Source organism: Halopseudomonas xiamenensis (assembly GCF_014219065.1).
Classification (GTDB): domain Bacteria; phylum Pseudomonadota; class Gammaproteobacteria; order Pseudomonadales; family Pseudomonadaceae; genus Halopseudomonas; species Halopseudomonas xiamenensis.
On the sequence record NZ_JACLGO010000010.1, the window covers coordinates 72,157 to 98,152 of the forward strand.

18 protein-coding genes are annotated in these 25,996 nt (G+C 62.3%); all 18 read left to right on the plus strand.

The features are described from left to right. Positions 1 to 2,679 (plus strand): Ig-like domain-containing protein (locus tag H6X51_RS20065; protein ID WP_235991283.1); only part of this gene is annotated, 2,679 nt, incomplete at its 5' end. A 60-nt stretch (positions 2,680 to 2,739) separates the two neighbouring features. After that, the gene (locus H6X51_RS08845; protein WP_185267179.1) at positions 2,740 to 4,224 is read left to right on the plus strand and encodes a TolC family protein; all 1,485 of its coding nucleotides are present in this window, start codon (positions 2,740 to 2,742) and stop codon (positions 4,222 to 4,224) included. Between the two features lie 489 nt (positions 4,225 to 4,713). After that, complete coding sequence (locus H6X51_RS08850) at positions 4,714 to 5,460, plus strand: aspartate/glutamate racemase family protein (RefSeq protein WP_185267180.1); 747 nt, start codon at positions 4,714 to 4,716, stop codon at positions 5,458 to 5,460. A 22-nt stretch (positions 5,461 to 5,482) separates the two neighbouring features. Then, positions 5,483 to 5,872: a nuclear transport factor 2 family protein gene (locus H6X51_RS08855; protein ID WP_185267181.1), complete on the plus strand. Its 390-nt coding sequence runs from the start codon at positions 5,483 to 5,485 to the stop codon at positions 5,870 to 5,872. 95 nt (positions 5,873 to 5,967) lie between these two features. Beyond that, positions 5,968 to 8,085: an FAD-dependent oxidoreductase gene (locus H6X51_RS08860; RefSeq protein ID WP_185267182.1), complete on the plus strand. Its 2,118-nt coding sequence runs from the start codon at positions 5,968 to 5,970 to the stop codon at positions 8,083 to 8,085. Positions 8,086 to 8,140: 55 nt separating this feature from the next. Next, a complete protein-coding gene (locus tag H6X51_RS08865) occupies positions 8,141 to 10,219 on the plus strand; it encodes an oxidoreductase (protein WP_185267183.1) in 2,079 nt (692 codons plus the stop codon). A 258-nt stretch (positions 10,220 to 10,477) separates the two neighbouring features. Beyond that, positions 10,478 to 11,677 carry a CaiB/BaiF CoA transferase family protein gene (locus H6X51_RS08870; RefSeq protein WP_185267184.1) on the plus strand — a complete coding sequence of 400 codons (1,200 nt, stop codon included), beginning with the start codon at positions 10,478 to 10,480 and terminating at the stop codon, positions 11,675 to 11,677. Positions 11,678 to 11,679: 2 nt separating this feature from the next. Next, positions 11,680 to 12,603, plus strand: coding sequence for a hydroxymethylglutaryl-CoA lyase (locus tag H6X51_RS08875; RefSeq protein ID WP_185267185.1), 924 nt, complete (start codon positions 11,680 to 11,682; stop codon positions 12,601 to 12,603). After that, a complete protein-coding gene (locus tag H6X51_RS08880) occupies positions 12,596 to 13,573 on the plus strand; it encodes a WD40/YVTN/BNR-like repeat-containing protein (protein WP_185267186.1) in 978 nt (325 codons plus the stop codon). The genes H6X51_RS08875 and H6X51_RS08880 overlap by 8 nt, the downstream gene beginning before the upstream one ends. A 2-nt stretch (positions 13,574 to 13,575) precedes the next feature. Further along, on the plus strand, positions 13,576 to 15,993 hold the full coding sequence (locus tag H6X51_RS08885; protein ID WP_185267187.1) for an efflux RND transporter permease subunit: 2,418 nt from the start codon (positions 13,576 to 13,578) through the stop codon (positions 15,991 to 15,993). Positions 15,994 to 16,012: 19 nt separating this feature from the next. Further along, positions 16,013 to 17,665 (plus strand): DUF1302 family protein, encoded by a 1,653-nt coding sequence (locus H6X51_RS08890; protein WP_328795647.1) that lies wholly within the window; start codon positions 16,013 to 16,015, stop codon positions 17,663 to 17,665. Positions 17,666 to 17,681: 16 nt separating this feature from the next. Further along, a complete protein-coding gene (locus H6X51_RS08895; protein WP_185267189.1) occupies positions 17,682 to 18,938 on the plus strand; it encodes a DUF1329 domain-containing protein in 1,257 nt (418 codons plus the stop codon). A gap of 75 nt (positions 18,939 to 19,013) precedes the next feature. Beyond that, the gene (locus H6X51_RS08900; protein ID WP_185267190.1) at positions 19,014 to 21,077 is read left to right on the plus strand and encodes a hydantoinase/oxoprolinase family protein; all 2,064 of its coding nucleotides are present in this window, start codon (positions 19,014 to 19,016) and stop codon (positions 21,075 to 21,077) included. Between the two features lie 5 nt (positions 21,078 to 21,082). After that, complete coding sequence (locus H6X51_RS08905) at positions 21,083 to 22,936, plus strand: hydantoinase B/oxoprolinase family protein (protein ID WP_185267191.1); 1,854 nt, start codon at positions 21,083 to 21,085, stop codon at positions 22,934 to 22,936. Positions 22,937 to 22,943: 7 nt separating this feature from the next. After that, entirely contained in the window at positions 22,944 to 23,534 is a 591-nt protein-coding gene (locus H6X51_RS08910; protein ID WP_185267192.1) for an isochorismatase family protein, read from the plus strand. Beyond that, a complete protein-coding gene (locus tag H6X51_RS08915; protein WP_185267193.1) occupies positions 23,518 to 23,889 on the plus strand; it encodes an isopropylmalate isomerase in 372 nt (123 codons plus the stop codon). Before H6X51_RS08910 ends, H6X51_RS08915 begins: the two co-directional genes overlap by 17 nt. A gap of 39 nt (positions 23,890 to 23,928) precedes the next feature. Beyond that, positions 23,929 to 25,344: a 3-isopropylmalate dehydratase large subunit gene (gene leuC / locus H6X51_RS08920; protein WP_185267194.1), complete on the plus strand. Its 1,416-nt coding sequence runs from the start codon at positions 23,929 to 23,931 to the stop codon at positions 25,342 to 25,344. Between the two features lie 3 nt (positions 25,345 to 25,347). Further along, entirely contained in the window at positions 25,348 to 25,986 is a 639-nt protein-coding gene (gene leuD, locus H6X51_RS08925) for a 3-isopropylmalate dehydratase small subunit (protein WP_185267195.1), read from the plus strand. Positions 25,987 to 25,996 lie beyond the last annotated feature (10 nt).

The following is a 25,996-nucleotide window of genomic DNA, read 5'->3' on the forward strand; positions in this document are numbered from 1 at the left end:
GGTGAAACCAGCACGATCACCATCACCTTCAGTGAGGCGGTGACCGGTCTGGATCTGGCCGACTTCAGTGTTGCCAACGGCGTTCTCAGCGGACTCAGCTCCAGTGATGGCGGTATCATCTGGACCGCGACCCTGACGCCGGACGCCAATATCGAAGACACCAGCAACCTGATCACCCTGGACAATACCGGCTATACCGATACCGCCGGTAATACCGGCAGCGGCACCACCGACTCCAACAGCTACGCCATCGATACCCAGCGTCCGACGGCCAGTATCGTGGTCAGCGATACCGCACTGGCGGCTGGCGAAACTGCCACGGTGACCATCACCTTTAGTGAGGCGGTGACTGGACTGCTCACGGCGGATTTCAGCGTTGCCAACGGTAGCCTTAGCGGACTCAGCTCCAGCGATGGCGGTATTACCTGGACGGCAACCTTGACGCCCAGCGCCAACGTCGAGAATGCAGCGAATCTGATCACGTTGAACAACGCCGGGTATATCGATGCGGCGGGCAACACCGGCACTGGCACCACCGACTCCAATAACTATGCTATCGATACCCAGCGTCCGACCGCCAGCATCGTGGTGAGCGATACTGCATTGGTGGCTGGTGAAACCGCTACGGTCACCATCACCTTCAGTGAGGCGGTCACCGGACTGACCACGGCGGACTTCAGCGTTGCCAACGGTAGCCTCAGCGGACTCTTCTCCAGTGATGGCGGTGTCACCTGGAGCGCGACACTGACACCGGACGCCAATATCGAAGACACCAGCAACCTGATCATCCTGGACAACACCGGCTATACCGATACCGCCGGCAATACCGGCACTGGCACCACCGACTCCAATAACTACGCCATCGATACCCTGCGTCCGACCGCCAGCATCGTGGTGAGTGATACCGCCCTGTCGATCGGCGACACCGCCACGGTCACCATCACCTTCAGCGAGGCGGTCAGCGGACTGGACGTAGCTGACTTTACCATCGCCAATGGCACATTGAGCGGGTTGACCTCGGCAGATGGAGGCATTACCTGGACCGCGACACTGACACCGAATGCCAATGTCGAAGATACCGCTAACCTGATTACCCTGAACAATGCTGCGGTGCAGGATGCCGCCGGTAATAGCGGCAGCGGCACCACCGACTCCAACAGCTACGCCATCGATACCCAACGTCCGACGGCCAGTATCGTGGTAAGTGATACCGCCTTGGCGGCAGGCGACACCGCCACGGTCACCATCACCTTCAGCGAGGCAGTCAGCGGGCTGGACATAGCAGACTTCACCGTCGCCAACGGCACATTGAGCGGGTTGACCTCGGCAGACGGAGGGATTACCTGGACGGCCACGCTGACGCCGGACGCCAATATCGAAGACACCAGCAACCTCATTACTCTGGACAATACCGGGGTGACCGACTTGGCGGGTAACGCCGGCAGCGGCACCACCGACTCCAACAACTATGTCATCGACACGCAGATACCTACCGTCAACAACGTAAGTGTCCCGCTCGCCGTACACTACAGTGCCGGCGACACATTGACCTTCGTGGTCAATACCAGTGAAGTGGTCATCATCGATGGCACACCGCGCCTGGTCCTGGATATTGGTGGCACCATGGTGTTCGCCGACTATGTGGCGGGCTCCGGCACCAATGCCCTGGTCTTCCAATACAGCGTGCAGGCCGGCCTCAACGATGCCGATGGCATCGCCGTCAATGGCCTGGAGATAAACGGTGGCAGCCTGCATGACGTCAGCGGCAATGCCATGGATCTGACGTTGAACAATGTGGGCGACACCAGCGGGGTGATCGTGGATACCACAGCACCCAGTGTCAGCGCGATCGTCACCATGGACCCATCACCTACCAATGCGCGCACTGTGCGTTATACCGTGACCTTCAGCGAGGATGTGAGCGGTGTCGACCTGTCCGACTTCGGCCTGGTGACTACCGGCAACGTCATCGGCAACCTTGGTAATCTGGTGCAGATAGATGGGCGTACCTACCAGGTGACCATCAATGATGTAGCCGGAAACGGAACCTTGGCGCTTGCATTGGCGGACAGCGGTACCTTGATTACTGATGCCGCTGGTAACGCCCTCACCAGTGGCCTGATCGGGCAGAGCTACATATTGGCAGCAAGCACAGGTGATCCCGAGTTTCGCGCCTATCCGCCGAGCCATAATGTCGATACGCCGAGCGTATCCTTGCAGCCCGCGCTGCCAAGCGTGCCACCGCCCACCACGACCTCGCCATTGTTGCCACCACCACTATTCGAGGTGCCGACGCTGGGTAGCGGCATTCCCACACTGGGCAATATCTTCATCAACCAGAACCCACTGGCACCGAGTTATATCGCCCAGGTCTTCGCCAGTTCCAGTGATGTGGGCGGTGATGGCTCGGGCATCGGTTTCCTCGGCTTTGGTGGCGGCGACGGTGGGGTGTTCGGCTCCAGCAGTCTCTCCAGCCTCTTCGGCCAGGACGTACTGCAAGAGAGCGAGCAACTGGAAGTCTTCGATGGCAAGAAATGGGGTGCTGGCCATGACGGCGGCATTTTTGGCGCACCCACGCTGGGTCAACAGTTGAACGATCTGCGAGAGGGCGAACAGAGTCAGCTCCGAGAGTTGGCCCAGGCTCTGCAACAAATAGCGGCGGCTCAGTCGCCAAGCTGACCCAACACATAACAACGAATAACCAGTGAGTTGGTGCCGTAGCGAGGAGGCGGCCCAAGGATGAAAAAGAGCCAAGCACTATTTGCGGTCAGTTTGCTGACCCTGACCATCAGCGGCTGCGCTGTAACCAGCCAGCCCATTGAGCGCAGTGTCAGCGAGCAGCGTGCGCAAAGCGATCTGCAAACCATGTTTGCCGATCAGGAATCGCTCAGCGCCCCGCTGACCCTGCACGAAGCCATGGCGCGTGCGGTGAAGTACAACCTCGAAGCGCGTCTTAAGGTAATGGAGGAGGCCATGGCCCAGCGCCAGGTCGACCTGGCCACCTTCGATATGCTGCCGCGCATGGCTCTCTCGGCCGGGTATGCCGGACGCAGCAATGTCAGCGCCTCAAGCAGTCGAAGCGTGGAAACCGGCACCCAGTCGCTGGAACCATCTACCTCGCAGGATCGCGATCGCGGCGTTGCCGACCTGACCATGGTATGGAACGTGCTGGACTTTGGTGTCAGCTACGTCAGCGCCAAACAGCAGGGTGACCAGCGCTTGATCGTTCAGGAACGTCGGCGCAAGGTGGTTCACACCATTGTTCAGGACGTGCGCTCCGCCTACTGGCGCGCAGTCGCCGCCGACCGTCTGCTGACGCAGATCGATAGCCTCATGGCGCGCGTCGCCCAGGCCCGTGACAACAGCCAGCGTCTCAGTGAACAGCGTATTGGCGATCCTATTCAGGCATTGAGCTACCAGCGTGCCCTGATCGAAGCCACTCGCCAGTTGGAAGAGCAGCGGCGAGCACTATCGCTGGCCAAGACCGAACTGGCCACCTTGATCAATCTGCCCCTGGGCACCCAAGTGGAACTGGCTCCCGAGGAGGGCTATCAGGTACCGGAGCTCAAGGTCGAACTGAGTAGACTCGAGCAGGAAGCGTTGGCCAGCCGCCCCGAGCTGCGTGAGCAGGACTACCATGCCCGCATCAGCGCCGCAGAAACGCGCAAGGCCATGCTGCGCCTGCTGCCAGGCCTGGAATTCTCGACCGGTGGACATTACGACAGCAACTCCTTTCTGGTTAACCAGAGCTGGGCCGACTACGGTGTGAAGGTCACCTGGAACCTGTTCAATGTTCTCTCGGCACCGGCTGCTATCGACGTGGCCAAAGCTGGGCAAGAGGTCGCGGATGCTCGTCGACAAGCCATGTCGATGGCAGTCCTTGCCCAGTTGCATGTGGCCAATGCCAATTTCCGTGAGGCCCAGCGCCAGTTCCAGACCAGCCAGCAACTGGCCGGCCTGGATGGGCAGATCGTTGAGCAGCTGCGTAACCGCTATCAGGCCCAAGGCATCGGGGAGCTGGAGTTGATCCAGGGAGAACTCAATACCCTGCAAGCCGATCTACGCCGCGATCTGGCTTATGCAGAACTGCGCAACAGCTATGGGCAGCTTTTTGCCAGCGTTGGCCTCGACCCACTGCCGGAGAGTATCGCCTCCGACAGCGTGGCGGATATCGCGGCCGCTTTTGCCAGCCGGGAAGCAGAGTGGCAGGCCGGTCAGTTGTAATTTTCGCATGAGACTGGCGATCCGGTAGTTGAGCAGCCCATGTCGTTGCAGACGGTGTGGGCTGTGAGGTGTCCGCGCCTGACTGACCTCTATCAGCAGGGCTTGCTGGTCTCGTAAGCGCTGCGGCTATGGGGTGTAGCGCGCCTGCAGGCCATGCGGGAGTGCAGAGGCCCGTCGTCGAGTCGAGCGCGACCCGGTCCAGCGCGACCCGGTCCGATCGCGGCCCTAGGCGCTCGACAACCCAAGGGGGCGCTGTGTCTGCATCATCTCGATCGATATCCGGATCATCCTGTCCGGGTTTCCTATTGCACTGAACGATTTCATATTGCACTGCTCGCTGAGTTGTCCTGCCAGATCCCTACCACCAGAACCACACGCTTCAAGGGCTGGAGCGATTTGTCCAGACTTGGCCGCCATATTGCATCGCCTTCGACAACAACAATAAAGGGCGTACGGCCAGACAAGCCATGGCGCCAGGAAGGAGACATCATGACGTATCGTATCAAGGTCATTATTCCGATCCCCATGGATCAGGCCGGTGCCATGAATCGTGCCTCGCAGCTACCCGACAGTCTTATCCTGCCGGGCTTTCATCCGGAGTTCGTGCCCGTGGCCAGGGGTGCCTCCCTGGCTGACAGTGCCTATGACGTGTTATTGATGGACTTTTCGGTGGTCGAGGCTGGCATCCGTGCCCAGGAAGAGGGCTACAGCGCCGTCTGTATCGACACGGTAAGCGACTCCGGGCTGGCGGCCCTGCGTTCCCGTCTGGATATCCCGGTGATTGCCCCCGGCATGTCGGCCTTCTACATGGCCTGCATGCTGGGCAAGAAGTTCAGCGTCATCACCATGTGGGACGAGTGGTTCCCCCTGTATGAGAAAACCCTGACTGAATACCGCTTGTGGGATCGTGTGGCCTCGCTGCGTTCGATCAAGACCCGCCCCGATCTCAAGGAGCTGCTGGGCGGCAAGGAAGATATCGTGTTCGCCAAGCTGGAGGCCGAAGCGCGCAAGGCCATGGAAGAAGACGGCGCTGACGTCATCGTCCTCGGCTCGACCACCATGCACCAATCCCATGCCTATCTGAGCGAGCACCTGCCGATTCCGGTAATCAATCCCGGGCAGGTCTCCTACAAGCTGTGCGAACTGATGCTCAGCCTGGGGCTGAGCCAGAGCCGCAAGGCCTATCCCGCACCGGAAAACCCCAACGATGCGGCCTACCACGCCTTTGTTGACTGACAATAACAATCAGGAGAGTGACATGACTCGTTTGACCCGTGAACAACTGACCGACCTGGCCATCAACTCGTACTTCGGCAATGTCGACAAGAAGAACATGCAGCAGGTGTTGGATTGCTGTCATGAAGACGTGCAGTTCACCATCCAGACCGACAACCTTACCCATAGCGGTCAGTCGGGTGTGCGCAAGATGTTCGATAACCTGTTTTCCGGTTATGAGGAAATCTGGCATGGCGACTTCGAGGTGGCTGCCGATGAAGTCACGCAAACCGTCTGCGCCCGCTTCAACGTCTACCTGAAGGATCACCAGGGCAATGAGAACCGCCTGCGCAACTGCAACTTCTGGTATGTCGAGGATGGCAAGTTTCGCCGGGTATTCGTGTTCATGAGTGGGGAGAACGTATTGCGCTGACGCCCTCAAGGCAACGGGCTGCCCGGCCAATCCTTGATTTCCCCGGGCTGGGCGGCCCTCTTCCTGAAATACAACAATAAAAAGGATGAGGCAGGATGAACCAACCCAAACAGCCTGGGGAGCTACGCTACCCTTCGCTCTTTACGCCGCTGAAGATCGGCAATATCACCATCCGCAACCGCCTGATGCAGACCGCCCACGCCAAGGGCTTCGCCTCGGCGGATGGCCTGACCAACGATCGTGATATCCATTACCAGGCCGAGCGCGCCAAGGGCGGCATCGGTCTGATCGTGACCGGTGCACGTCATGTCCATCCCCAGTCCACCGGGCCGAACCGCTCGCTGGCGCGGGGTAATCGTCACGAGATGATCGAACGCGATGCGGAAATGGTACGGGCCGTACACAGCTTCGGTGGGCGGATTTTCGCTCAGCTGATCCATTTCGGCCCGCAGGGGCGCAGCGGTGCGCTGGATGATTATCGCGTGCTGGTGGGGCCGTCCACCATGAAGTCCCCGGCATACAACGAGTGGGCCAGGGAAATCACCAAGGCCGAGATGGACGAGGTCTCGGATCATTTTGCCCTGGCTGCCTGCAATGCCAGGGCGGCCGGCTTCGATGGCGTCGAGCTGCACTATTCGCACGGCTATCTGCATCAGCAATTTCTGTCGTTCGTCTACAACAAGCGTACCGATGAGTACGGCGGCAGCCTGGACAATATCGTGCGTTTCCCGATCGAGACCATGCAGCGGGTGCGCGACGCGGTAGGGCCTGATTTCGTGGTTGGCATCCGGGTCTCGCTGGATGAATGCACGGTGGACGGCATGCACGCCGACACCGCGATCCAGATGACCCGCAAGATGGTCGAAACCGGGCTGATCGATTATGTCAGTGCCACCGCCGGTACCTACGCCGCGCATGCCGACCAGATTCCGCCTGGCGACTATCCGGAGAACTGGCTGGTAGAGGATGGCGCCCGGCTGCGCGCCGCGCTGCGTGAGATCAGCGATATTCCGGTGTTCATCGTTGGTCATATCGTCGATCCGGACAAAGCTGAGGCGCTGGTCGCCGAAGGGGCCACCGATATGGTCGCCATGACCCGCAGCCAGATCGCCGATCCGCAGTTCTGCAACAAACTGCTCGAAGGGCGCGAGGACGAGATTACCCACTGCATCCGTTGCAACCAGGCCTGCATCGCCCGGTTGATGGCGGGCAACGCCATCTCCTGCGTGGTCAATCCCGCCGCGGGACGCGAACAGCGCTTCGGACTGCATACCCTGCAGGCCGCCGGGCAGCCGGGGAGTTGGCTGGTGGTCGGCGGTGGCCCGGCGGGCATGAAGGCGGCACTGACCCTGCGCCAGCGAGGGCACCAGGTCACCCTGGTGGAGCGTGCTGCGCAGCTGGGCGGGCAGACGCTGCTGGCGGCGCAGCTACCGCGCCGGCAGAAGTTCGGCTTCATCGCCCGCGACCTGGAGCGCCAGTTGCGTAAGGCCGGGGTGGAGATCTGCCTGAATACCGCCATGGACGCCGAGGCCATCATCGGTGCCGGCGCCGATGGCGTGATCCTGGCGACGGGCTCGATCCCCCTGAAGACCGCATTCACCTCCACCCGGCCTGCGCTGGACCGGGTGCCGGGTACCGAGCAGGACAATGTGCACAGTGTCATCGAGGCATTGCAGGCGCCGGAGCGGCTCGGCAAGCGGGTGGTGCTGTTCGATGAGGATGGTGGCCGCTATGCCCTGGGCACCGCGGAGTTCCTGCTGGACCGCGGGCATGAGGTGCACTTGGTCAGCCGCTTCACCGCGTTGGCTCCCAACCTGGCGTTGACCCTGGATCTGCCGGTGAACTACCGGCATGTGTTCGCCAAGGGCCTGCGCTACACCCTCAACAGCTGGGTGCGGCGTATCGACGGCGGGCGTGCCCAGTTGCTCAACCTGTTCACCGACGAGGACAGCGAGCTGCTGGAAGCTGACAGCTTCATCATCGCCGCCGGACATCAGCCGGATGATGCGCTCTACCGCCAATTGCAAGGTCGGATCGAGCGACTGTATTGCATCGGCGATGCCAACCTGCCGCGTCCACTGCAGGACAGCCTGTACGAGGGCATGCTGGCTGGCCGCGAGCTGCTGGATGACCCGGCGCGCTTCATCGAGCAGGGCGAGCTGGAGGGCTTCGGTGCCGACTGGCATACCGCCATGGGCGCTACTGGCAGTTGAACAAGCATAACGATAAGGGGCCGGCGTCGGTGCGCCGAGCCCGGAGGAAGACCTGATGACCGTTGAGCGTTATCCCAATCTGTTCTCGCCGCTGAAGATCGGCAATATCACGGTGCGCAACCGTATCATGCAATCGGCGCACGCCATGGCCTTCAATTCGCCGGAAGGCCTGACCACCGACCGCGATGTCTACTATCATGCCGCCCGGGCCAAGGGCGGCATCGGCCTGATGATCACCGGCAACCGCCTGATCCACCCTACCTCCAATACCTTCTGCCGCGGCTACTCCTATGGCTACCGGCCGGAGATGGTAGAGCGCGATCGCGCCCTGACCGATGTGGTACATGGCTTTGGCTCGCATATCTTCGCCCAGCTCAACCATTTCGGCGTCATGGGTGAAACCCATGCCATGGACGATTACCGGGTGTTGTGGTCGGCATCCAACATCAAGTCGCCGGTATTCGGTGAAATGGCCAAGGCCATGGAGCGTAGCGACATGGATGAGGTGCTCGATGGTTGGGTGGTCTCGGCCGATTATTCGAAGCAGGCGGGCTTCGATGGTGTCGAGGTGCATCTGGCGCACAGTTATCTGCTGCACCAGTTCATCTCGCCGCTGTTCAACAAGCGCGATGATGAATATGGCGGCAGCTTCGAGAACCGCATGCGTTATCCACTGGAAGTGATACGCGCGGTGCGTGAGCGGGTCGGGCCGGATTATGTGGTGGGCATCCGCCTGTCGATGGACGAGATGGTGCCCGGCGGCATGGAGATCGACGACTGGATCGAGGTGGCCCGTACCGTGGAGGCGACCGGGGATATCGATTACATCATGGCCACCGCCGGTGTGTACCAGTCGGCCACCTACATCATGCCGCCGTACGATGTGCCCAATGGCTGGCTGGCCGATCCGGTGGCGCGGCTCAAGCGGGCGGTGCAGATCCCGGTATTCTGTGTGTCCGGGATCGGCAGTGCCGGTGAGGCCGAGGCGATCCTGGCCCGTGGCGGGGCGGATATGGTGGCGATGACCCGGGCCCAGATCGCCGATCCGGAGTTCGCCAACAAGACTGCGGAGGGCAGGGAAGATGAGATATACCACTGCCTGCGCTGCAACCAGGGCTGCGTGTCACGCCTGTTCCATGGCACCTCCATGACCTGCCAGATCAATCCGGCGACCGGTCGCGAGGAGGTGTTCGGTCCGCAGACGCTGGAGCTGGCACCGGTCAGCAGGCACTGGGTGGTGGTTGGCGGCGGGCCGGCTGGCATGAAGGCGGCGGAGGGGCTGGCCAAGCGCGGGCATCGGGTCACCCTGCTGGAAAAGGGGCCTGAGCTGGGTGGCCAGGTCAACCAGATCGTCAAGTTGCCACGCCGCGACTCCTTTGCCTGGATCACCGAGGACCTGAAGGTGCACATGGCCAAGCATGGGGTCAAGGTCAGGCTCAACTGCGAGGCCGATGTCGGGATGATCCAGGCCCTGAACCCGGACGGGGTGATAGTTGCCACCGGCTCGGTGCCGGATCGCAGTGGCTATTCCGATATCAACCCGCTGGTGGAGCAGGTGCCCGGCCTGGATAGCGACCGGGTGCTGACCGCGCTGGATGTGCTGGCGCACCCGGAGCGGGTCGGCAAGCGGGTGCTGGTGCTGGATGAGGAGGGCAACCGCTACTCTGCCGGGATCAGCGAACTGCTGGTGGAAAATGGCCATCAGGTGCATGTGCTGACCCGCTGGAACGCGCTGTTCCATCGTCTGGGTACGACCCTGGACCAGCCGGTGGTCTATGCCAACCTGTTCAGCCAGGGGCTGACCTACACCCTCAACGCCTGGGTCAGCCAGGTGCGCGACGGCGATGTGGATATCTTCAACCTGTATACCGGCGATGAGCAAACCCTGTCGGGCTTCGACAGCATAGTGCTGGCGGTGCGGCATCTGCCGGTGGACGCTTTGTACCATCAACTGAAGGCGGTCCTGCCGAACGTGCACCGGGTCGGCGATGCCGTGGTGCCCCGCAAGACCGACCATGCCATCTTCGAGGGCTTTCTCGCTGGACGGGAGATCTTCGACAACTGGAAACGCTATATAGAGCCGGGGTCCATCGAGCAATTCAGTGGGCCGATGGAGTTGGCTCGTTTCGGCTAAGCAGCTGCTCCGCCAGTAGGCGTTGCCGGCACCTTCGGGTGCCGGCTTTTTTTGGGTCCGCCTTGCCGCTTTATTGCGAAGTTGCAATGTGAAACGGGTATTTCACATTGCAACTTCAGCTTCTCGTTTGGTTTGTTCTGCAGTCTTTTTTGTATTTATAACTTGTTTAAAAACAATGAGTTATTTGTTTTCAAGGATGTTGGCAAGGTGCTTGCTTGAGGGATTGCAGAACGCAAATAAATATAAAAGAGAAAAGCCATGAGTAAACCGCTAGAGGGGATTCGCATCCTCGATCTGACCCACATGCTGTCCGGTCCCTACGCCGGGATGCTGCTGGCAGATCTCGGGGCTGAGACCATCAAGGTCGAGCCGCTATCGGGGGAGGGTACCCGCGCCTTGCTGGCGACTGATCCCAAGCATTCCTACAAGGGCATGGGGGCGTACTTCCTGACGCTCAACCGCAACAAGCAGAGCGTCTGTATCGATCTGAAGAACGAGCAGGGGCGCGCGGTATTCTATGACCTGGTGCGCCATGCCGATGTGGTGCTGGACAACTTCAGCGCCGGCGTACCGCAGAAGCTCAAGATCGACTTCGAGCAGCTCAAGCATATCAATCCGCGGATCATCACCTGCTCGGTCTCCGGCTTCGGTCAGGACGGGCCCAACTACCTGCGGCCGGCCTTCGACCAGGTGGTGCAGGGGATCGGTGGCGGCATGTCGATCACCGGCCTGGATGAGCAGACACCCACCCGCGCGGGTATCCCGATCGGCGACCTGGGCGGCGGCATGTTCGCGGTGATGGGCATATTGGCTGCCCTGCAGGCCCGTCACAGCAAGGGACACGGCCAGCATGTGGATATCAGCATGCTCGACTGCCAGATCAGCATGCTCAACTACATGGCCACCATGCACCTGCTCAGCGGCGAGAACCCCACGCCACTGGGCAATGGCCACTTCGTGCATGTGCCCTACAACACCTATACCACCGCCGATGGCTTCATCGTCATTGCGGTCATTTTCGACAGTTTCTGGGACAACCTGGTGGGGTTGCTGGACGTCGATGAGCTGAAGGACCCCAAATACAAGACCCAGCCCGTGCGTCTGGCCAACAAGCCACTGATCGACGGGATTCTCAATGAGGCGCTGCGCAGCAACACCACCGCCTACTGGGTCGAGCGCCTGGCCGAGGTGCGGGTGCCCTGTGGCCCGGTCAATCGCTTCAGCGAGGCGTTGGCCGACCCGCAGGTACGGCACCGGCAGATGGTGGTGGATATCCCCCATCCGCTGGGCGGCAGGGTCGAGGTGCCCGGCAACCCGATCAAGCTCAGTGCCGACAATGCCGACACCTACAGCGCACCACCGCTGCTGGGCGAGCACACCGACCAGGTGCTGCAGCAGGTCCTGGGTTATGACGCCGAGCGCATCGCCGGCCTCAAGCAGCAGAAGGTGGTGGGCTAGCCATGAGAGATTTCGTCAAGATCAACGAGGTCGGCCCGCGTGATGGCCTGCAGAGCCAGGGGCAGACGCTGAGCCTGGAGCAGCGCCTGCGGATGATCGAGGTGCTGTTGCAGGCCGGTATCCGGGCTGTCGAGGCAGGCAGCTTCGTATCGCCCAGGGCGGTGCCGCAAATGGCCGGTACCGGCGAGCTGTTTGCTCGCCTGCCGATGCGCGCCGAGGTCGACTATTCGGCACTGATTCCCAACCTCAAGGGCTATCAACTGGCCCGGGATGCCGGGGTGGAGTCGGTCGCTGTGGTGCTGTCGGCCACCGAAACCATGAACCAGCGCAATATCAACATGAGCCTGGCGCAGACCACCGAGGTATGTGCCCAGCTGATGCAGCAGGCCCGCGCCGACGGGGTGAATGCCCGGGCCTATGTCGCTGTCGCCTTCGAATGTCCGTTCGAGGGTCCCACGCCGCCGCAGGTGGTGCAGGCCCTGACGCACAGGATGCTGGATGCCGGGGCGGATACCGTGATCATCGCCGACACCATAGGCGCGGCCAATCCGGCCGCGGTACAGCGGCTGCTGCAACTGCTGGCGCAGGGGTGCCAGGCCGATCGGCTGTCCTGTCATTTCCACGATACCCGGGGCATGGCGCTGGCCAATGTGCTGGCGGCCCTGCAATGCGGTGTGCGCGAGTTCGACAGTTCCATTGGTGGCCTGGGCGGTTGCCCGTTTTCCCCCGGTGCCACCGGCAACCTGGCTACCGAGGACCTGGTGCTGATGCTGGATGCCATGGGCTACCGCACCGGGATCGAGCCGCTCGCGCTGGTCGAGGCGGTACACCAGGTTCAACTGCTGACCGGAGGGCAGCTGGGTGGACACGCGTTCCGCTGGCTCGAGCGCCAGTGGCACAAGCAACAGGAGGCTCGCAATGTTTAGTTCTCTCGGAGGCTGGCTGGCGCGCCTGGCGCCATGGATGGTGATTGGAGGCCTGGCCTATGCGGCCGTGTTCATCAAGCCCTCGGTCGACCCGGTGCCGCTGGACCAGCCATTGCTGGAACGCCGCGATGCCTTCTTCGACGGCGCCGTGCTGGGCAGCAACATCTGGATCGTCGGGCAGAACGGCGCGCTGCTGACCAGCGAGGATGCCGGGCAGCACTGGGTCAGGGAAGAGCTGCCGCAGCGCAGCAACCTGCAGTCGATTGCCGTGTCGCCCGCTGGCCAGAAGGTGGTGGTGGGTAATGAGGGGCAGATGTGGGTCCGCGTGCTGGATGGGCCATGGAAGCATCTCGAGCTGCAGGTGTCGGATCTCGCCGGCAAGTTGCAGAACGTCAAGTTCATCGATGGTGAGTTCTGGGTGGTCGGGGAAATGGGCGCCCTGTTTCGTGGCTCCGCGGACGCCAGCGACTGGCAGATGCTGGGGCTGGACGAAGACATCAACCTGAATTTCATCAGCGCCGGCGTGGATGGCGATCTGTGGATAGCCGCCGAGTTCGGTCGCCTGTTGCGTAGCCGCGATGGTGGTCGCACCTGGAGCGTTCAGGAGCTCGGCAGCGAAAGCCTGCGTGCGCTGCACTTCCACGACAGCACGGGTATCGCCGTGGGTAATCGGGGCCAGGTATTCATCAGCCATGACGCCGGTGACCACTGGAAGCAGCTGCCGGCCTTCACCAGCGAGCACCTGTTCGACGTGGTTGAGCGCGACGGTCAATGGCTGGTCACCGGGGCGCGTGGCGCACTGTTCAGGACCGATGATCCCGAGCGGCAATGGCAGGCCTGGGCTCCGGAGGGACTCGACATGAGCTACCACAACCGCCTGTTGGCCACCGCCGACGGTGTGGTGTTGATCGGGCAGCAGCTGGGACTGCTGCATGGGGACCAACTGCAAATCTGGCCCGGAGAACAATAATCATGAACTATCTTGCAACCCGCACGGCGCGCCTGAGCGCCTGGGCCATTCGTCATCGGCTGCTGGTGCTGAGCCTGGTCGGGCTCATCACCCTGGGCTTTGCCCTGGTACTCAGTGGCCTGGATATACGCACCCGCTTCAGTGACATGGTTCCCCATGACCATCCCTATGTGAAGGTGCACCAGAAATACCAGGACAGCTTCGCTGCCAGTAACCGCGTGACCATCCTGGTCAAGGCGCGCGAAGGTGACATCTTCCGTCAGGAGATTCTCCGGGAGATCCAGCGCATCACCGTCGGCCTGCAGCAGGTGCAGGGGGTCAACCCCATGCAGATCACCTCGCTGGCATCGAAGAAGCTCAAGCGCGTCAATGCCTCCAGCGAAGGTATTGAAACGCGGCCGCTGATGTGGCCCGACCTGCCCAGCACCGCGGAGCAGATGCGTGACCTGCGCCAGGCGGTGCTGAACAACCCGCTGGTGTATGGCCTGTTCGTCGATCGGGACCTGGGCTCCGCGCTGATCCAGGTCGACTTCTACGATCACCTGGTGGACTACAGCAAGATCTTTCCGCAGATCCAGGCCTTGCTGGATGCATCACCGGTTGCCGATCAGGTGAGCCTGCATCTGGTCGGTGAGCCCATCCTCTACGGCTGGGTGTCGCACTATCTGGATGAGACCGTGGGCATCGCCATCCTGTCGCTGGTGGCCATGCTGGTGCTGCTGTTCGTGTTCGCCCGTACCTGGCGGGGCACCATACTGCCGCTGATCGCCGGCGTGGTTGCGGCGATCTGGGCGCTGGGGATCGGCACCCTGCTGGGCTACAACTTCGATCCGCTGGTCATCGTCGTGGCCTTCATCATTACCGCCCGGGCGTTTTCCCACTCGGTGCAGATGATTACCCGCTTCGATGACCTGGTGCTCGAAGGCGGCGAGCCGGATACCCGCAAGGTGGCCGAGCAGACCATGCGTGAGCTGTTCCGTCCGAGCATGCTGGGGCTGTACGCCGATGCCGGCGCCATCCTGTGCGTGATGCTGACGCCGATCCCGCTGCTGCACAAGGTCGCCATCGTCGGCGCGATCTGGGTGATGAGCATTACCGTATCGGCGGTGTTTCTCACCCCCGTGCTGTTGTCCTATATCCGTCGTCCGCAGGGTTACGCCCACCCGTTCAACCTGGATGGCTTCATGCGGGCGATCCTGGTGGGCGCCAAGTGGGTGGTGCGTTCCCGTGCGCGCTACTGGGTTGGCCCGATCACCCTGGTGTTCGTGGCAGGTTGCATGTTCGAAGCCACCAGGATCAACGTCGGTGATGCCAGCGACGGCTCGCCGATCCTCTGGCAGGACTCGCAGTTCAACCGCGACAGCGCCCTGATCAACCAGCTGTACCCCGGCTCCGAGCAGATGTTCGTGGTGCTCGAAGGTGGCGAGCTGGACGCGATGAAGCGCCCGGAGGTACTGGACTGGATGCTGCGCTTCTCACGCTATATGGAGCGCCAGCCGGAGATCGGCGGTGCCGTGTCGTTGGCCGATATCGTCATCGACATCCGGCGCAACCTCTACGAGGGCAATCCCCGCTACGGCGAGCTGGGCGCCAGCAGCATGGAGAACGGCGAGCTGATCAGCTTCTATATGCAGGGAGCCGATCCGGATGACCTCAACCAGTTCGTCGACGTGGTATTCAACAATGCCTCGGTGACGCTGTTCTTCCGTGACCACAAGGGTGACACCCTGCGCAAGGCGACCCACTACGCCAACCAGTTCATTGCCGAGAACCCGCTGGAGGGCGTCGAGGTCAAGCTGTTCGGTGGCGTGCTTGGCATCATCGCTGCGGTCAACGAGATTCTGCTATCCGACCAGATCGAGGCGATCGCCCTGGCCTTCCTGGTGGTGGTGACCTGCTGCCTGGTGGTGTATCGCTCATCGGTCAGCGGTATCTTCTTCATCATCCCGGTGCTGATCTCCAACGTGGTGACCTTCGCCTTCATGGCCTGGCAGGGCATCGGCATGAGCATCAGTACCCTGCCGGTAGTGGCGCTGGGCATCGGCCTGGGGGTGGACTACGCCTTCTATATCGTCGATTCGATGAAGGAGTACCTGGAGAAGCACCCCGAGGCCGAGCACCTCGATGCCGTGCTGCAATCGCTGGGTTCGGCGGGCCGTGGTGTGGTGCTGACTGCCTTCACGCTATCGGCCGGCGTGCTGTTCTGGTCCTTTTCATCACTGCGTTTCCAGGCGGAGATGGGCATGTTGATCGGCCTGTGGCTGGCCGTGTCAGCGTTGACCTCGCTCTTCGTCATGCCTTCGCTTGCGCTGGTGTTCAAACCCAACTTCATCTTTGGCGCCAGCCAGTCGAACCACGCCCCAACAGAGGGCAACCTCACCAACCTGAATACATCGGGAAATGAATATGAGCGCGTATAAAAAGACAAAATCGAGCGCCATGCGGACTTCTCTTGCCTGTGCGGTAATGGCGGCAAGTATGGGAGCGCATGATCTAGCCAGCGCTGAAGGCGGGTTTTTCGAGGACTGGGAGGTCAGCGGTTATATTCGCGAACACCTCTCGTGGAACCTCGAGAATCCCTATCTCATGGATACACGGGACCCGAACGGGCTGGTAGGTGCCGAGCGACGCGGCAACTATCGCTATGACCTGTCCATGGCCCGCACCATCCTCAAGGTCAACCTGTACAAGGACCTGGGCAATTCTCAGCTGTATATCTCCGGCCGCGCGGCCCGGGAGATCGAGACCAACTACCTCAAGGACCTGCAGCGGGCGATGGACCGCAACGCGGCATCGGACCTGTTCAGCAACCGCAACAAATCCGCCGTGGACCTGATGGACGATGTCTACAACAGCGAGGAGATCCGCGAGTTCTGGTGGCAGACCGATGTGCGACCCACTACCTCGCTGAAGCTGGGCAAGCAGCAGGTGGTCTGGGGCGAAACCGACTTCTTCCAGTCACTGGACGTGATTCACGGGTATGACAACCGTATTCGTTCCTTCCTGGAGCCGGAAAACGAGGACTCGCGCAAGCCGTTGTGGATGATCAATCTGGTGGAGCGGTTCGATAGCCTGGATGGCAGCCTGCAGGTGCTGTACATCCCCGGCCGGATCAACCGGGCGCGTGACCGCGGCAACAGCTTCGACCTGGAAGGTGGGCGCTGGGCCAACAATCCGAACAAGGGCATCACCTTCGAATCCGCCACCTTCGGTGCCGATGTGCCGTACAACTTCGACCACAAGAACGCGGATATGGACGATCCGTCCTACGGCCTGCGCTGGAAGGCCAGGGCCGGGGAATGGGAATACTCCCTGGGCTGGTTCCATGGCCCCTCGGTGAACCCGGTGATCAACCCCAACCCGAACAACCCGCTGGGGGTGGGTGATGCGGCCAGTGGCCGGCGCTTCGAGGGCGCCTACAAAGGCGATTACCGCTCTGACCCGAATTCCACAGTGGGCGAGTTGATCTTCCCGTTCGTGGATGTGTTCGGGGTGACGGCCAACCGCTATATCGAGTCGGTCGATGCGGTATTCTCGGCGGAAGTGTCCTATATCCCCGACTCGCCCTACAACGTTGGGGTACAGGCGGGCGAGGTCGGTGGTTGCGCCTTCTTCCCGGGTTTCTGCGGCATCATCGAAAAGGATGTGGTCAAAACCATGCTGCGCATGGACAAGCAGCTGAGCCTGCAGCGCTACCTCAAGACCAGCCGTCCGTCGTTCTTCTCGGTGCAGCTGTTCAACACCTGGATCACCAACTTCGACCGTGATGACGAAGTGGTCAACTCGGCCGGCTTCAGCGGTCGCGCCAAGGAGCATTCGACCATCGCCACGGCCATCCTGGCGACCAACTACGACAACGACCGGATCAACCCGGCGCTGGCGCTGGGTACCGACCTGAGCTATGGCGGCAGTTTCATCATCCCCAGTGTCGAGCTTGCCTATGGCGACCATTGGCGAGTGCGTGCCGAAGCGGACATCTTCTTCGATGACCAGCGGCAGAAGCGTGCCCTGCAGGGCTTCAATAACACCAACCTGTTCGGTTACTTCCATGGCAACGACCAGTTGTCGCTGCGGATCACCTACCAGTTCTGATTGGGAGACAACAATAATGAAAAGCACCGTACATAGACTGACCGCAGCGCTGGCGCTGTCCTTCTCCATGGCTATGGTGGCACAGGCCGCGGAATTGGCGCCCGGTACCGTGATCAACAAGCAGAACCTCGATCAACATCTGGGTGACAGCTTTGAAGGCCACAGCATCGACAGCCTGCTGACCGAGCGGATGAAACTGCTGATCCAGAATGAGGGCCTGAGCCTGCGGCTCAAGGCCTCCGAACCCGTCACCCTGGGCAGGGACTACATGGCGGCGACCCAGGCCAATGCCGGCAAGGCCGTATACGATCCCGATACCCGTCTGGTCGAGGGCTGGGTGGCGGGCATGCCCTTTCCCGATGTCAGCGAGGATGACCCGCATGCCGCGGCCAAGCTGATCTGGAACCACCACTACGCACAGCCGATCAAGAACATGCAGGACTATCCGAACTTCGGCTACCTGTTCCTGAATGACAAGGTCGGCCTGGAGCGGCGTCAGCAGTGGGCATTCAAGCGCTACTTCATGAAGGGCCGGCTGGGTACCGACCAGGTGGTCGAGGGCGATGGCAGCATCCTGACCAAGACCCTGCTGTATGCGACCTATCCCAACGATATCCGCGGTCTGGGGCTGTTCACTATCCGCTATGACTCGCCCAAGCTGGAGGACTCCTGGGCTTATGTGAAGTCGGTGCGGCGCACCCGGCGCCTGTCGGGCGGTACCTGGATGGACCCGATCGGTGGTACCGACCAGCTCAACGATGACATCGAGATCTTCAACGCCCACCCGACCTGGTATCCGGAGTACAAGCTGCTGGGCAAACGCTGGATTCTGGCGGTCGCCAACTCCACCGGCGAGACCTGGAACCAGAAGGCCTCCGGCAACGCCGAGTTCCCGGTGGTGGATCTGGACAACTGGCCGCACTGGAACCCGAATGATCACTGGGAGCCACGCCAGGTCTGGGTACTGGAGGCTACTACACCACCGGAGCACCCCTACAGCAAGAAGGTCATGTACATGGATGTCGAGTTCCCGCGCTTCTATCAGGCCGAAGCCTATGACCGCCAGGGGCAGTTCTGGAAGTGGATGAACTATCACCTCAAGACCATAGCGACCGAGGATGGTGATGTCGGCATGATTTCCGCTGCGGGTTTCACCATCGATTACCAGCGGCGTCATGGCACGGTGTTCGTGCTCGGCGGGCCGCGACTGAACACACCCGGTGTCACCGGTGACGACATTGCCCTGCGTGAACTGGAAAGAGCTGCACGCTAAGCTGATGGCCGGGGTGCCGTGCACCCCGGTTTCCATAGCGCAACATAACGCCAATAAAAAAGTGCTGGAGGCAACATGAGTTTTCGTTTGGGTGCAGACGTGGGCGGAACCTTTACCGACCTGCTTCTGATCAATGATGCAACCGGCGACAGTTACACCGCGAAGGTCCCTTCCACACCGCATGATCCCTCGATTGCGGTGCTCAACGGGATAGAGAAACTGTGCCGGAACTCCGGGGTGCAGCCCTCCGAGATCCGCTCGGTGATGCATGGCACCACGGTCGCCACCAATGCCATCCTGACTCGGCGTGGTGCCAGAGTGGGCCTGGTCACGACCAAGGGCTACAAGCAGGTATTGCATATCGCCCGCTCCTTCGTGCCGGGCGGCCTGGGTGGCTGGGTTACCTTCAATAAGGGCGAGCTGCTGGCTCCCCTGGAATGGACGGTGGAAGCGGATGAGCGTCTCGATGCGCAGGGCAATGTGGTGCGCGAGCTGGACCGCGAGGCGATGATCCGGGAGCTGCACAAGCTCAGGGAGGCGGGTATCGAAGCCCTGACCATCAGCCTGGTCAATGCCTATGTCAGCGACGTGCATGAGCGGGCCGTGCTGGAACTGGCGCAGCAGGTGCTGCCGGGCGTGCCGGTGTCGCTGTCTTCCGAGGTGGTACCGGAGATGCAGGAATACGAGCGCACCGAAACCACCGTGGTCAACAGTTACGTACGGCCGGAAGTGGCCACCTATATGGAGCATCTGCAGAACGAGCTGGTGCAGCGCCTGCGCCCGGATGTGCAACTGTCCATCCTGCGCTCCGACGGTGGCCTGGCGACCAGCCAGTCGGCCGCCGCGACCCCGGTCAACATGCTGCTGTCCGGGCCGGCCGGTGGCGTCGCTGGGGCCATCTGGTTCTGTTCACGGGCCGGGTTCAGCAAGGTACTGACCTTCGACGTGGGCGGCACCTCGACCGATGTGGCGCTGATCGATAACAACCAGGCGCGCATTCGCCGGGAAACCCGGGTCGGGGATGTCGCCGTGCGGGCACCGTCGGTAGACGTGCGCACCGTTGGCGCTGGTGGTGGGTCGATCGCCACGGTGCCCGAGTTGACCAGGGCGCTGCGGGTCGGGCCGGAAAGCGCCGGCGCTGTGCCGGGACCGGCGGCCTATGACCGTGGCGGCGAGCAGGCCACGGTGACCGATGCCAACGTGGTGCTGGGCTATCTGCCGGTAGAACAGAAGCTCGGCGGTGATTTCCAGGTGCGCAAGGACCTGGCCGTCGCTGCGGTACAGCGGATTGCCGATGCCATGGGGGTATCCCTGTACGATGCCGCCGAGGGTATCGTGCGCATCGCCACCGAACACATGTACGGCGCACTGCGCCTGATCAGTGTCGAGCAGGGCTACGATCCTAGGGACTTTGCCCTGTGCGGCTTTGGCGGTGCCGGTCCGCTGCATGCCAACGCCATGGGTATCCTGATGAACTCCTGGCCGGTCATAGTGCCGCCATCGCCCGGTGTGCTGTGTGCCTATGGCGATGCCACCACGCGGGTCAAGGATGAGGCATCCCGCTCGCTGGTCAAGCGCATCAGTGATCTGGATACCGAGGAGGTCCTGCAACAGTTCCAGCAACTGGGTGATACCGTGCGTGACTCGCTGGCTTCGCAGGGTATTCCCGCAGAACTGCAACAGCTGACCTGCCAGGCGGACGTGCGTTACCAGGGCCAGGCCCTGCTGCTGACGCTGGATGTGGATCTGCAGGCGGTGCGCGAGCAGGGCCTGGCAGCCATCGTCAGCGCCTTCGATGCCGAGCATGAGCAACTGTTCACCTTTGCCTTGAGTGAGGCGCACGAGCTGGTCAACCTGCGCGCCATTGCGCGTTCCCCGCGTCCGGAAATCACCGAGCGCATATTCGAAACCAGCGGCGTCAGCCTGCAGGATGCGGTGACTGGCACCTCGACCATCTACTTCTCCGGCAAGGACTACCAGGCCACCCTGTACCAGCGCCAGCGCCTGACCCCGGGGCTGGTGGTGCCCGGCCCGGCCATCGTCATGGAGATGGACTCGACCACAGTGCTGTTCCCCGGTTACGAAGCCGCTGTCGATCACGTCGGCAACCTATTGATTCGCCCCCAGGGCCAGGAGTAACGACAATGGTTGCGAAAATAAAGCAGACAAACAACACCCCGTTCCAACGTATCGAGGTGGACAATATCACCGTCGATATCGTCGAAAACGCCCTGGCCAACGCCCGTACCGAGATGGACGCGGTGCTGTTCCGTACCGCCATGAGTCCGGGTATCCGCGAGCAGGGCGATGCCTTCCCGATGATCGCCACCTCCGAAGGCAAGATGATCGTCGGCCAGTTCGGCTCCTTCATCACCGGCTTCCTCGACAGCTATGCCGGCGAGATCGAAGAGGGCGATATCTTCCTGACCAACGATCCCTATCTGTGCAATGGCGCGGTGAGCCACCTGCCTGACTGGCTGGTACTGATGCCGATCTTCAAGGATGGCCGGATCATCAACTACGCCGCCATGTTCGGACATATGTCGGATGTCGGCGGGAAGGTGCCCGGCAGCCTGCCGACCAACGCCAGCACCATCTGGGAGGAAGGTATCCGCATTCCGCCGGTCAAGCTGTACCGCCGCGGAGAAATGAACGCGGACATGCTCGATGTCATCCTGCACAACGTGCGCATGCCGCGCTGGAACCGCTCCGACCTGAATGCCATCGTGGCGGCCTGCCGCACCGCGGGCAGGCGCTGCGTCGAGCTGGCCGAGCGCTTTGGCGACGATGCCTTCTACAGTGCGCAGCAGGAAATGCTCGATCGCACCCACCGCGCCATGCGCGAGGTCATCACCCGGGTGGTGCCCGAGCAGCGTCAGGAGTTCGAGGACTACATCTGTGACGATGGTGCCGGCTTGGGACCCTACACCCTGCGTTGCGCGCTGTGGCGGGAGGGCGACAAGGCCATCTTCGACTTCGAGGGCACCGACCCCCAGGCGCCGTCTTCGGTCAACTTCTACGTCAACGAGGAAATGTTCAAGATCTTCTTCGGCGCCTTGACCATCAGCCTCTACGATCCGGCGATCCTGCTCAACGATGGTTTCTATGACCTGGTGGAGGTGCGCATTCCTCAGGGCTCCATCCTCAAGCCGAACTTCCCGGCGGCGCTGTCGTGTCGTACCCACCTGCTGGGGCGCATCTTCGACATGATGGGCGGGCTGCTCGGCCAGGGCACACCGGAGGCGATGAATGCCGCCGGCTTCTCCGACTCACCGCACTTCATGTATTCGGGTTACGACCAGAAGGGCGAATGGTTCCAGCTGTTCCAGATCGGTTTTGGCGGTATCCCCGGCCGGCCGGTGGGTGATGGGCCGGACGGCCACTCGTTGTGGCCGGGCTTTACCAACGTGCCCAACGAGTTCGTCGAGGCTTACTTCCCGTTGCGTATCGACACCTACGAGACCCTGGCCGATTCCGGCGGTGCCGGGTTGCACCGCGGTGGCAATGGCCTGCGCGTGGCCTACCGACTGCTGGTGGACGGCGAAATCTCCATTCACGACGACCGCTGGCTGACCTACCCCTGGGGCGTGAATGGCGGGGCGCCCGGCGCGCGCAGCCGCAAGGAGCTGCTGCGGGCCGATGGCAGCCGGCAGATCCTGCCGGCCAAGTGCGACAACATCCAGGTCAAGGCCGGCGACCTGCTGCTGTTCGACACCTGGGGTGGCGGCGGCTGGGGGGACCCGCTGGCGCGTGATCCGGCTCTGGTGCTGCGTGATGTGCGCAAGGGTCTGGTCACTGTCGAGGGTGCACGGCGCTATGGCGTGGTGATGGGTGATGACGCCATTGACCAGCAGGCCACCGCCGCACTGCGCGAGCAACTGGCGGCAGAGCGCGGCGAAACCCAGCTGTTCGATCGTGGTGGCACACTGGAGCAGCTCAAGGCGCGCTGTCTCGCGGAAACCGGCCTGCCGGCTCCGGCTACCCCGTCCTGGAACTGAGGTGACTATGGCTCTGGATTCACGTGTCCTGACCCCGGCCCAGCGCTATGCGCTGGTGCTGGTTGACCTGACGGTAGGCTTTACCGACCCGCAACGCAGTCCGCTGGCCAGTTCCGCGGATGCAGTGGTGGCGGCCAATGCCCAGCTGCTGGCGGCGTTCCGCCGCCGCGGCTGGCCGGTGTTCTTCACTACCGTGGCGTATGACGATCCGGCCCAGGCCCGGGTGTTCCGGGAAAAGCTGCCGGTGCTGAACGTGCTGGCGGCGGACTCGCCGCTGGTGGCCATCGATCCACGACTGCAGCCCGCTGCGGACGAACCGGTGCTGGTGAAGTTCTGGGCCAGCGCCTTCTTCGGTACCCCGTTGGCGGAGCTGATCCGCCAGTCGGGGGCCGATGGCGTGATGGTCACCGGGCTGACCACCAGCGGCTGCGTGCGGGCGACCGCGGTGGATGCGCTGCAGCACGACTTCCGGGTGCTGATCCCGGAGCAGGCGGTGGGGGATCGTGACGCGCAGGCGCATGCCGCCAACCTCAGGGACCTGGACCTCAAGTATGCGGACGTGCGCTCGCTGGAGGAATGTCTTGCGCTGGTTGGCTAGCCCCTTGCTGCTGTGCCTGAGTGCCTGCGGCACTCACAGCGGTGGTGGCGCGCCTGCGGAGCTGCCCAGGCAGTCATCACTGTGCGAGCAGTACGTGGCGGCCTGGGTGGGGCACTTCCAGGCCAATGTCGCCCGTCTCGATGGCGCCGCAGCCGAGCTGAGGGGAACCGAGCTGGAGCAGGCCAGGCAGGCGCTGGGGGTGGCTGGTGTGGATGAGCGCAGTTGTAGCCGCCCGTTCTGCATCATCCAGCCGCAGGCGGGGGGAAGGCTGACCAGTTACTGCGGCTACCGGGTGGCCAGCGGCACGTCCGACGAACTCTATCGCTGGGTTCCCTGGGTGCCCCAATCCCGTTGAGGTTGGGCGCGCTCCTGATAATTGATTCTCGAGGTAGGTATGGGAGCAAAAACGCTCTATGACAAGCTCTGGGATCGGCACCGGGTGGCCGAGATGCCGGACGGTTCGACGCTGCTGTATATCGATCGCCATCTGCTGCACGAGGTCACCTCGCCCCAGGCATTCTCCAACCTGCGCCAGGCTGCGCGCCAGCCCTGGCGCCGCGATACCAGCCTGGCAACGCCGGATCACAACGTGCCGACGCTGTCCCGCGAGCAGGGCATCGGCGGTGTGGCTGACCCGATCGCCCGGCAGCAGATCGCGACCCTGGAAGACAACAGCCGTGATTTCGAGATCCCGTTGTTTTCCCTGGACGATGCGCGCCAGGGCATAGTGCATATCGTCGGGCCCGAGCAGGGTTTTACCCTGCCGGGGCTGACCCTGGTCTGCGGTGATTCCCACACCGCTACCCACGGCGCCTTTGCGGCGCTGGCCCATGGTATCGGCAGCAGCGAGGTGGAGCATGTACTGGCGACCCAGACCCTGCGCAGCCGCAAGCTGAAGAATTTCCGTATCCAGGTCAATGGCAGGCTGGCGCCGGGCATCACCGCCAAGGATCTGGCCCTGTACATCATCGGCCACATCGGCACGGCTGGCGGCAGCGGTCATGCGCTGGAGTTCACTGGCACGGCGATAACCGCGCTGAGCATGGAAGGTCGCATGACCCTGTGCAACATGAGCATCGAGGCGGGGGCGCGGGTCGGACTGATAGCCTACGACGAGGTCACCGAGCGCTACGTTCGCGGTCGGCCCATGGCGCCGGTGGGCGAGGCCTGGGAGCAGGCGGTGGCATACTGGCGCAACACCCTGCATTCCGATGCGGATGCCGATTTCGACAAGCATATCGAGTTCGATGCCCGGGACGTGCAGCCACAGGTGACCTGGGGTACCTCACCCGAGATGGTGGTCGCCATTGATAGCCGTGTGCCCGACGACGGGCAGGCCCGCGATGCCATCCAGCGCATGGACTGGCAACGCGCACGCAGCTACATGGGAGTCGAGCCGGGGCAGCCACTGGCCGGACTGCCGGTGGATCGCGTGTTCATCGGCTCCTGTACCAACGCGCGCATCGAGGACCTGCGCGCCGCCGTGGCGATCCTGCGCGACCGCCGGGTGCACAGTCGGGTTCGTCAGGCGCTGGTGGTGCCCGGCTCCGGACTGGTGCGCCTGCAGGCCGAGCGCGAGGGGCTGGATCGCATCTTCAAGGCGGCCGGATTCGAGTGGCGTGCGCCGGGTTGCTCCATGTGCCTGGGCATGAATGCCGACCGGCTCAACCCCGGGGAACGCTGCGCGGCCACCTCCAATCGCAACTTCGAAGGGCGCCAGGGCAAGGGCGGTCGTACTCATCTCATGTCCCCGGCGATGGCGGCTGCTGCCGCGGTGGCGGGTGAGCTGGTCGATTTCAGGAGCCTGTGACACATGCAACCACTGATCACGCATTCGGGAACCATCATTCCCTTGAACCGGGCCAACATCGATACCGACATGTTGTTGCCCAAGCAGTACCTGAAAAGTCTGGAATCCCATGGCTTCGGTGCCTTTCTGTTCGATGACGAGCGTTATCTGGACCCGGGGGAAATCGACACGCCACTGGCCTCACGGCGGGAGAATCCCGATTTCATCCTCAACCAGGAGCCCTATCGACACGGCAGCGTGGTGCTGGCCCAGGCCAATTTCGGCTGTGGTTCCAGCCGCGAACATGCGGTCTGGGCGCTACGGGATTTCGGCGTGCGGGTGATCATCGCCCCCAGCTTCGGCGATATCTTCAGCAATAACTGCTTCAACAACGGCCTGCTGCCGCTGACCTTGCCCCAGGCTGACATCGACCAACTGTTCGCCCTGACACAGGCTGATACCGGCCTGCAGGCGCAGCTGGACCTGGTTGAAAAGACCCTGCGGGTCGGTAGCCATGACTGGGCCTTCGAGCTTGACGAGGGGCGTCGCCAGCGGCTGCTCAGCGGGCTGGACGAAATTGGTGAGACTTTGCAATATGCTGGGCGTATAAAGGATTACGAGGCCGGAAGACGGCGGGAGGAGCCCTGGGTTTTCCGTGCCTGAGCACTGTTCC

Bases quoted from the DNA above. Each gene is read 5' to 3' on its own strand.
- H6X51_RS08845 (WP_185267179.1), top strand. From the start codon at position 2,740: ATGAAAAAGAGCCAAGCACTATTTGCGGTCAGTTTGCTGACCCTGACC.
- H6X51_RS08850 (WP_185267180.1), top strand. From the start codon at position 4,714: ATGACGTATCGTATCAAGGTCATTATTCCGATCCCCATGGATCAGGCC.
- H6X51_RS08855 (WP_185267181.1), top strand. From the start codon at position 5,483: ATGACTCGTTTGACCCGTGAACAACTGACCGACCTGGCCATCAACTCG.
- H6X51_RS08860 (WP_185267182.1), top strand. From the start codon at position 5,968: ATGAACCAACCCAAACAGCCTGGGGAGCTACGCTACCCTTCGCTCTTT.
- H6X51_RS08865 (WP_185267183.1), top strand. From the start codon at position 8,141: ATGACCGTTGAGCGTTATCCCAATCTGTTCTCGCCGCTGAAGATCGGC.
- H6X51_RS08870 (WP_185267184.1), top strand. From the start codon at position 10,478: ATGAGTAAACCGCTAGAGGGGATTCGCATCCTCGATCTGACCCACATG.
- H6X51_RS08875 (WP_185267185.1), top strand. From the start codon at position 11,680: ATGAGAGATTTCGTCAAGATCAACGAGGTCGGCCCGCGTGATGGCCTG.
- H6X51_RS08880 (WP_185267186.1), top strand. From the start codon at position 12,596: ATGTTTAGTTCTCTCGGAGGCTGGCTGGCGCGCCTGGCGCCATGGATG.
- H6X51_RS08885 (WP_185267187.1), top strand. From the start codon at position 13,576: ATGAACTATCTTGCAACCCGCACGGCGCGCCTGAGCGCCTGGGCCATT.
- H6X51_RS08890 (WP_328795647.1), top strand. From the start codon at position 16,013: ATGCGGACTTCTCTTGCCTGTGCGGTAATGGCGGCAAGTATGGGAGCG.
- H6X51_RS08895 (WP_185267189.1), top strand. From the start codon at position 17,682: ATGAAAAGCACCGTACATAGACTGACCGCAGCGCTGGCGCTGTCCTTC.
- H6X51_RS08900 (WP_185267190.1), top strand. From the start codon at position 19,014: ATGAGTTTTCGTTTGGGTGCAGACGTGGGCGGAACCTTTACCGACCTG.
- H6X51_RS08905 (WP_185267191.1), top strand. From the start codon at position 21,083: ATGGTTGCGAAAATAAAGCAGACAAACAACACCCCGTTCCAACGTATC.
- H6X51_RS08910 (WP_185267192.1), top strand. From the start codon at position 22,944: ATGGCTCTGGATTCACGTGTCCTGACCCCGGCCCAGCGCTATGCGCTG.
- leuC (WP_185267194.1), top strand. From the start codon at position 23,929: ATGGGAGCAAAAACGCTCTATGACAAGCTCTGGGATCGGCACCGGGTG.
- leuD (WP_185267195.1), top strand. From the start codon at position 25,348: ATGCAACCACTGATCACGCATTCGGGAACCATCATTCCCTTGAACCGG.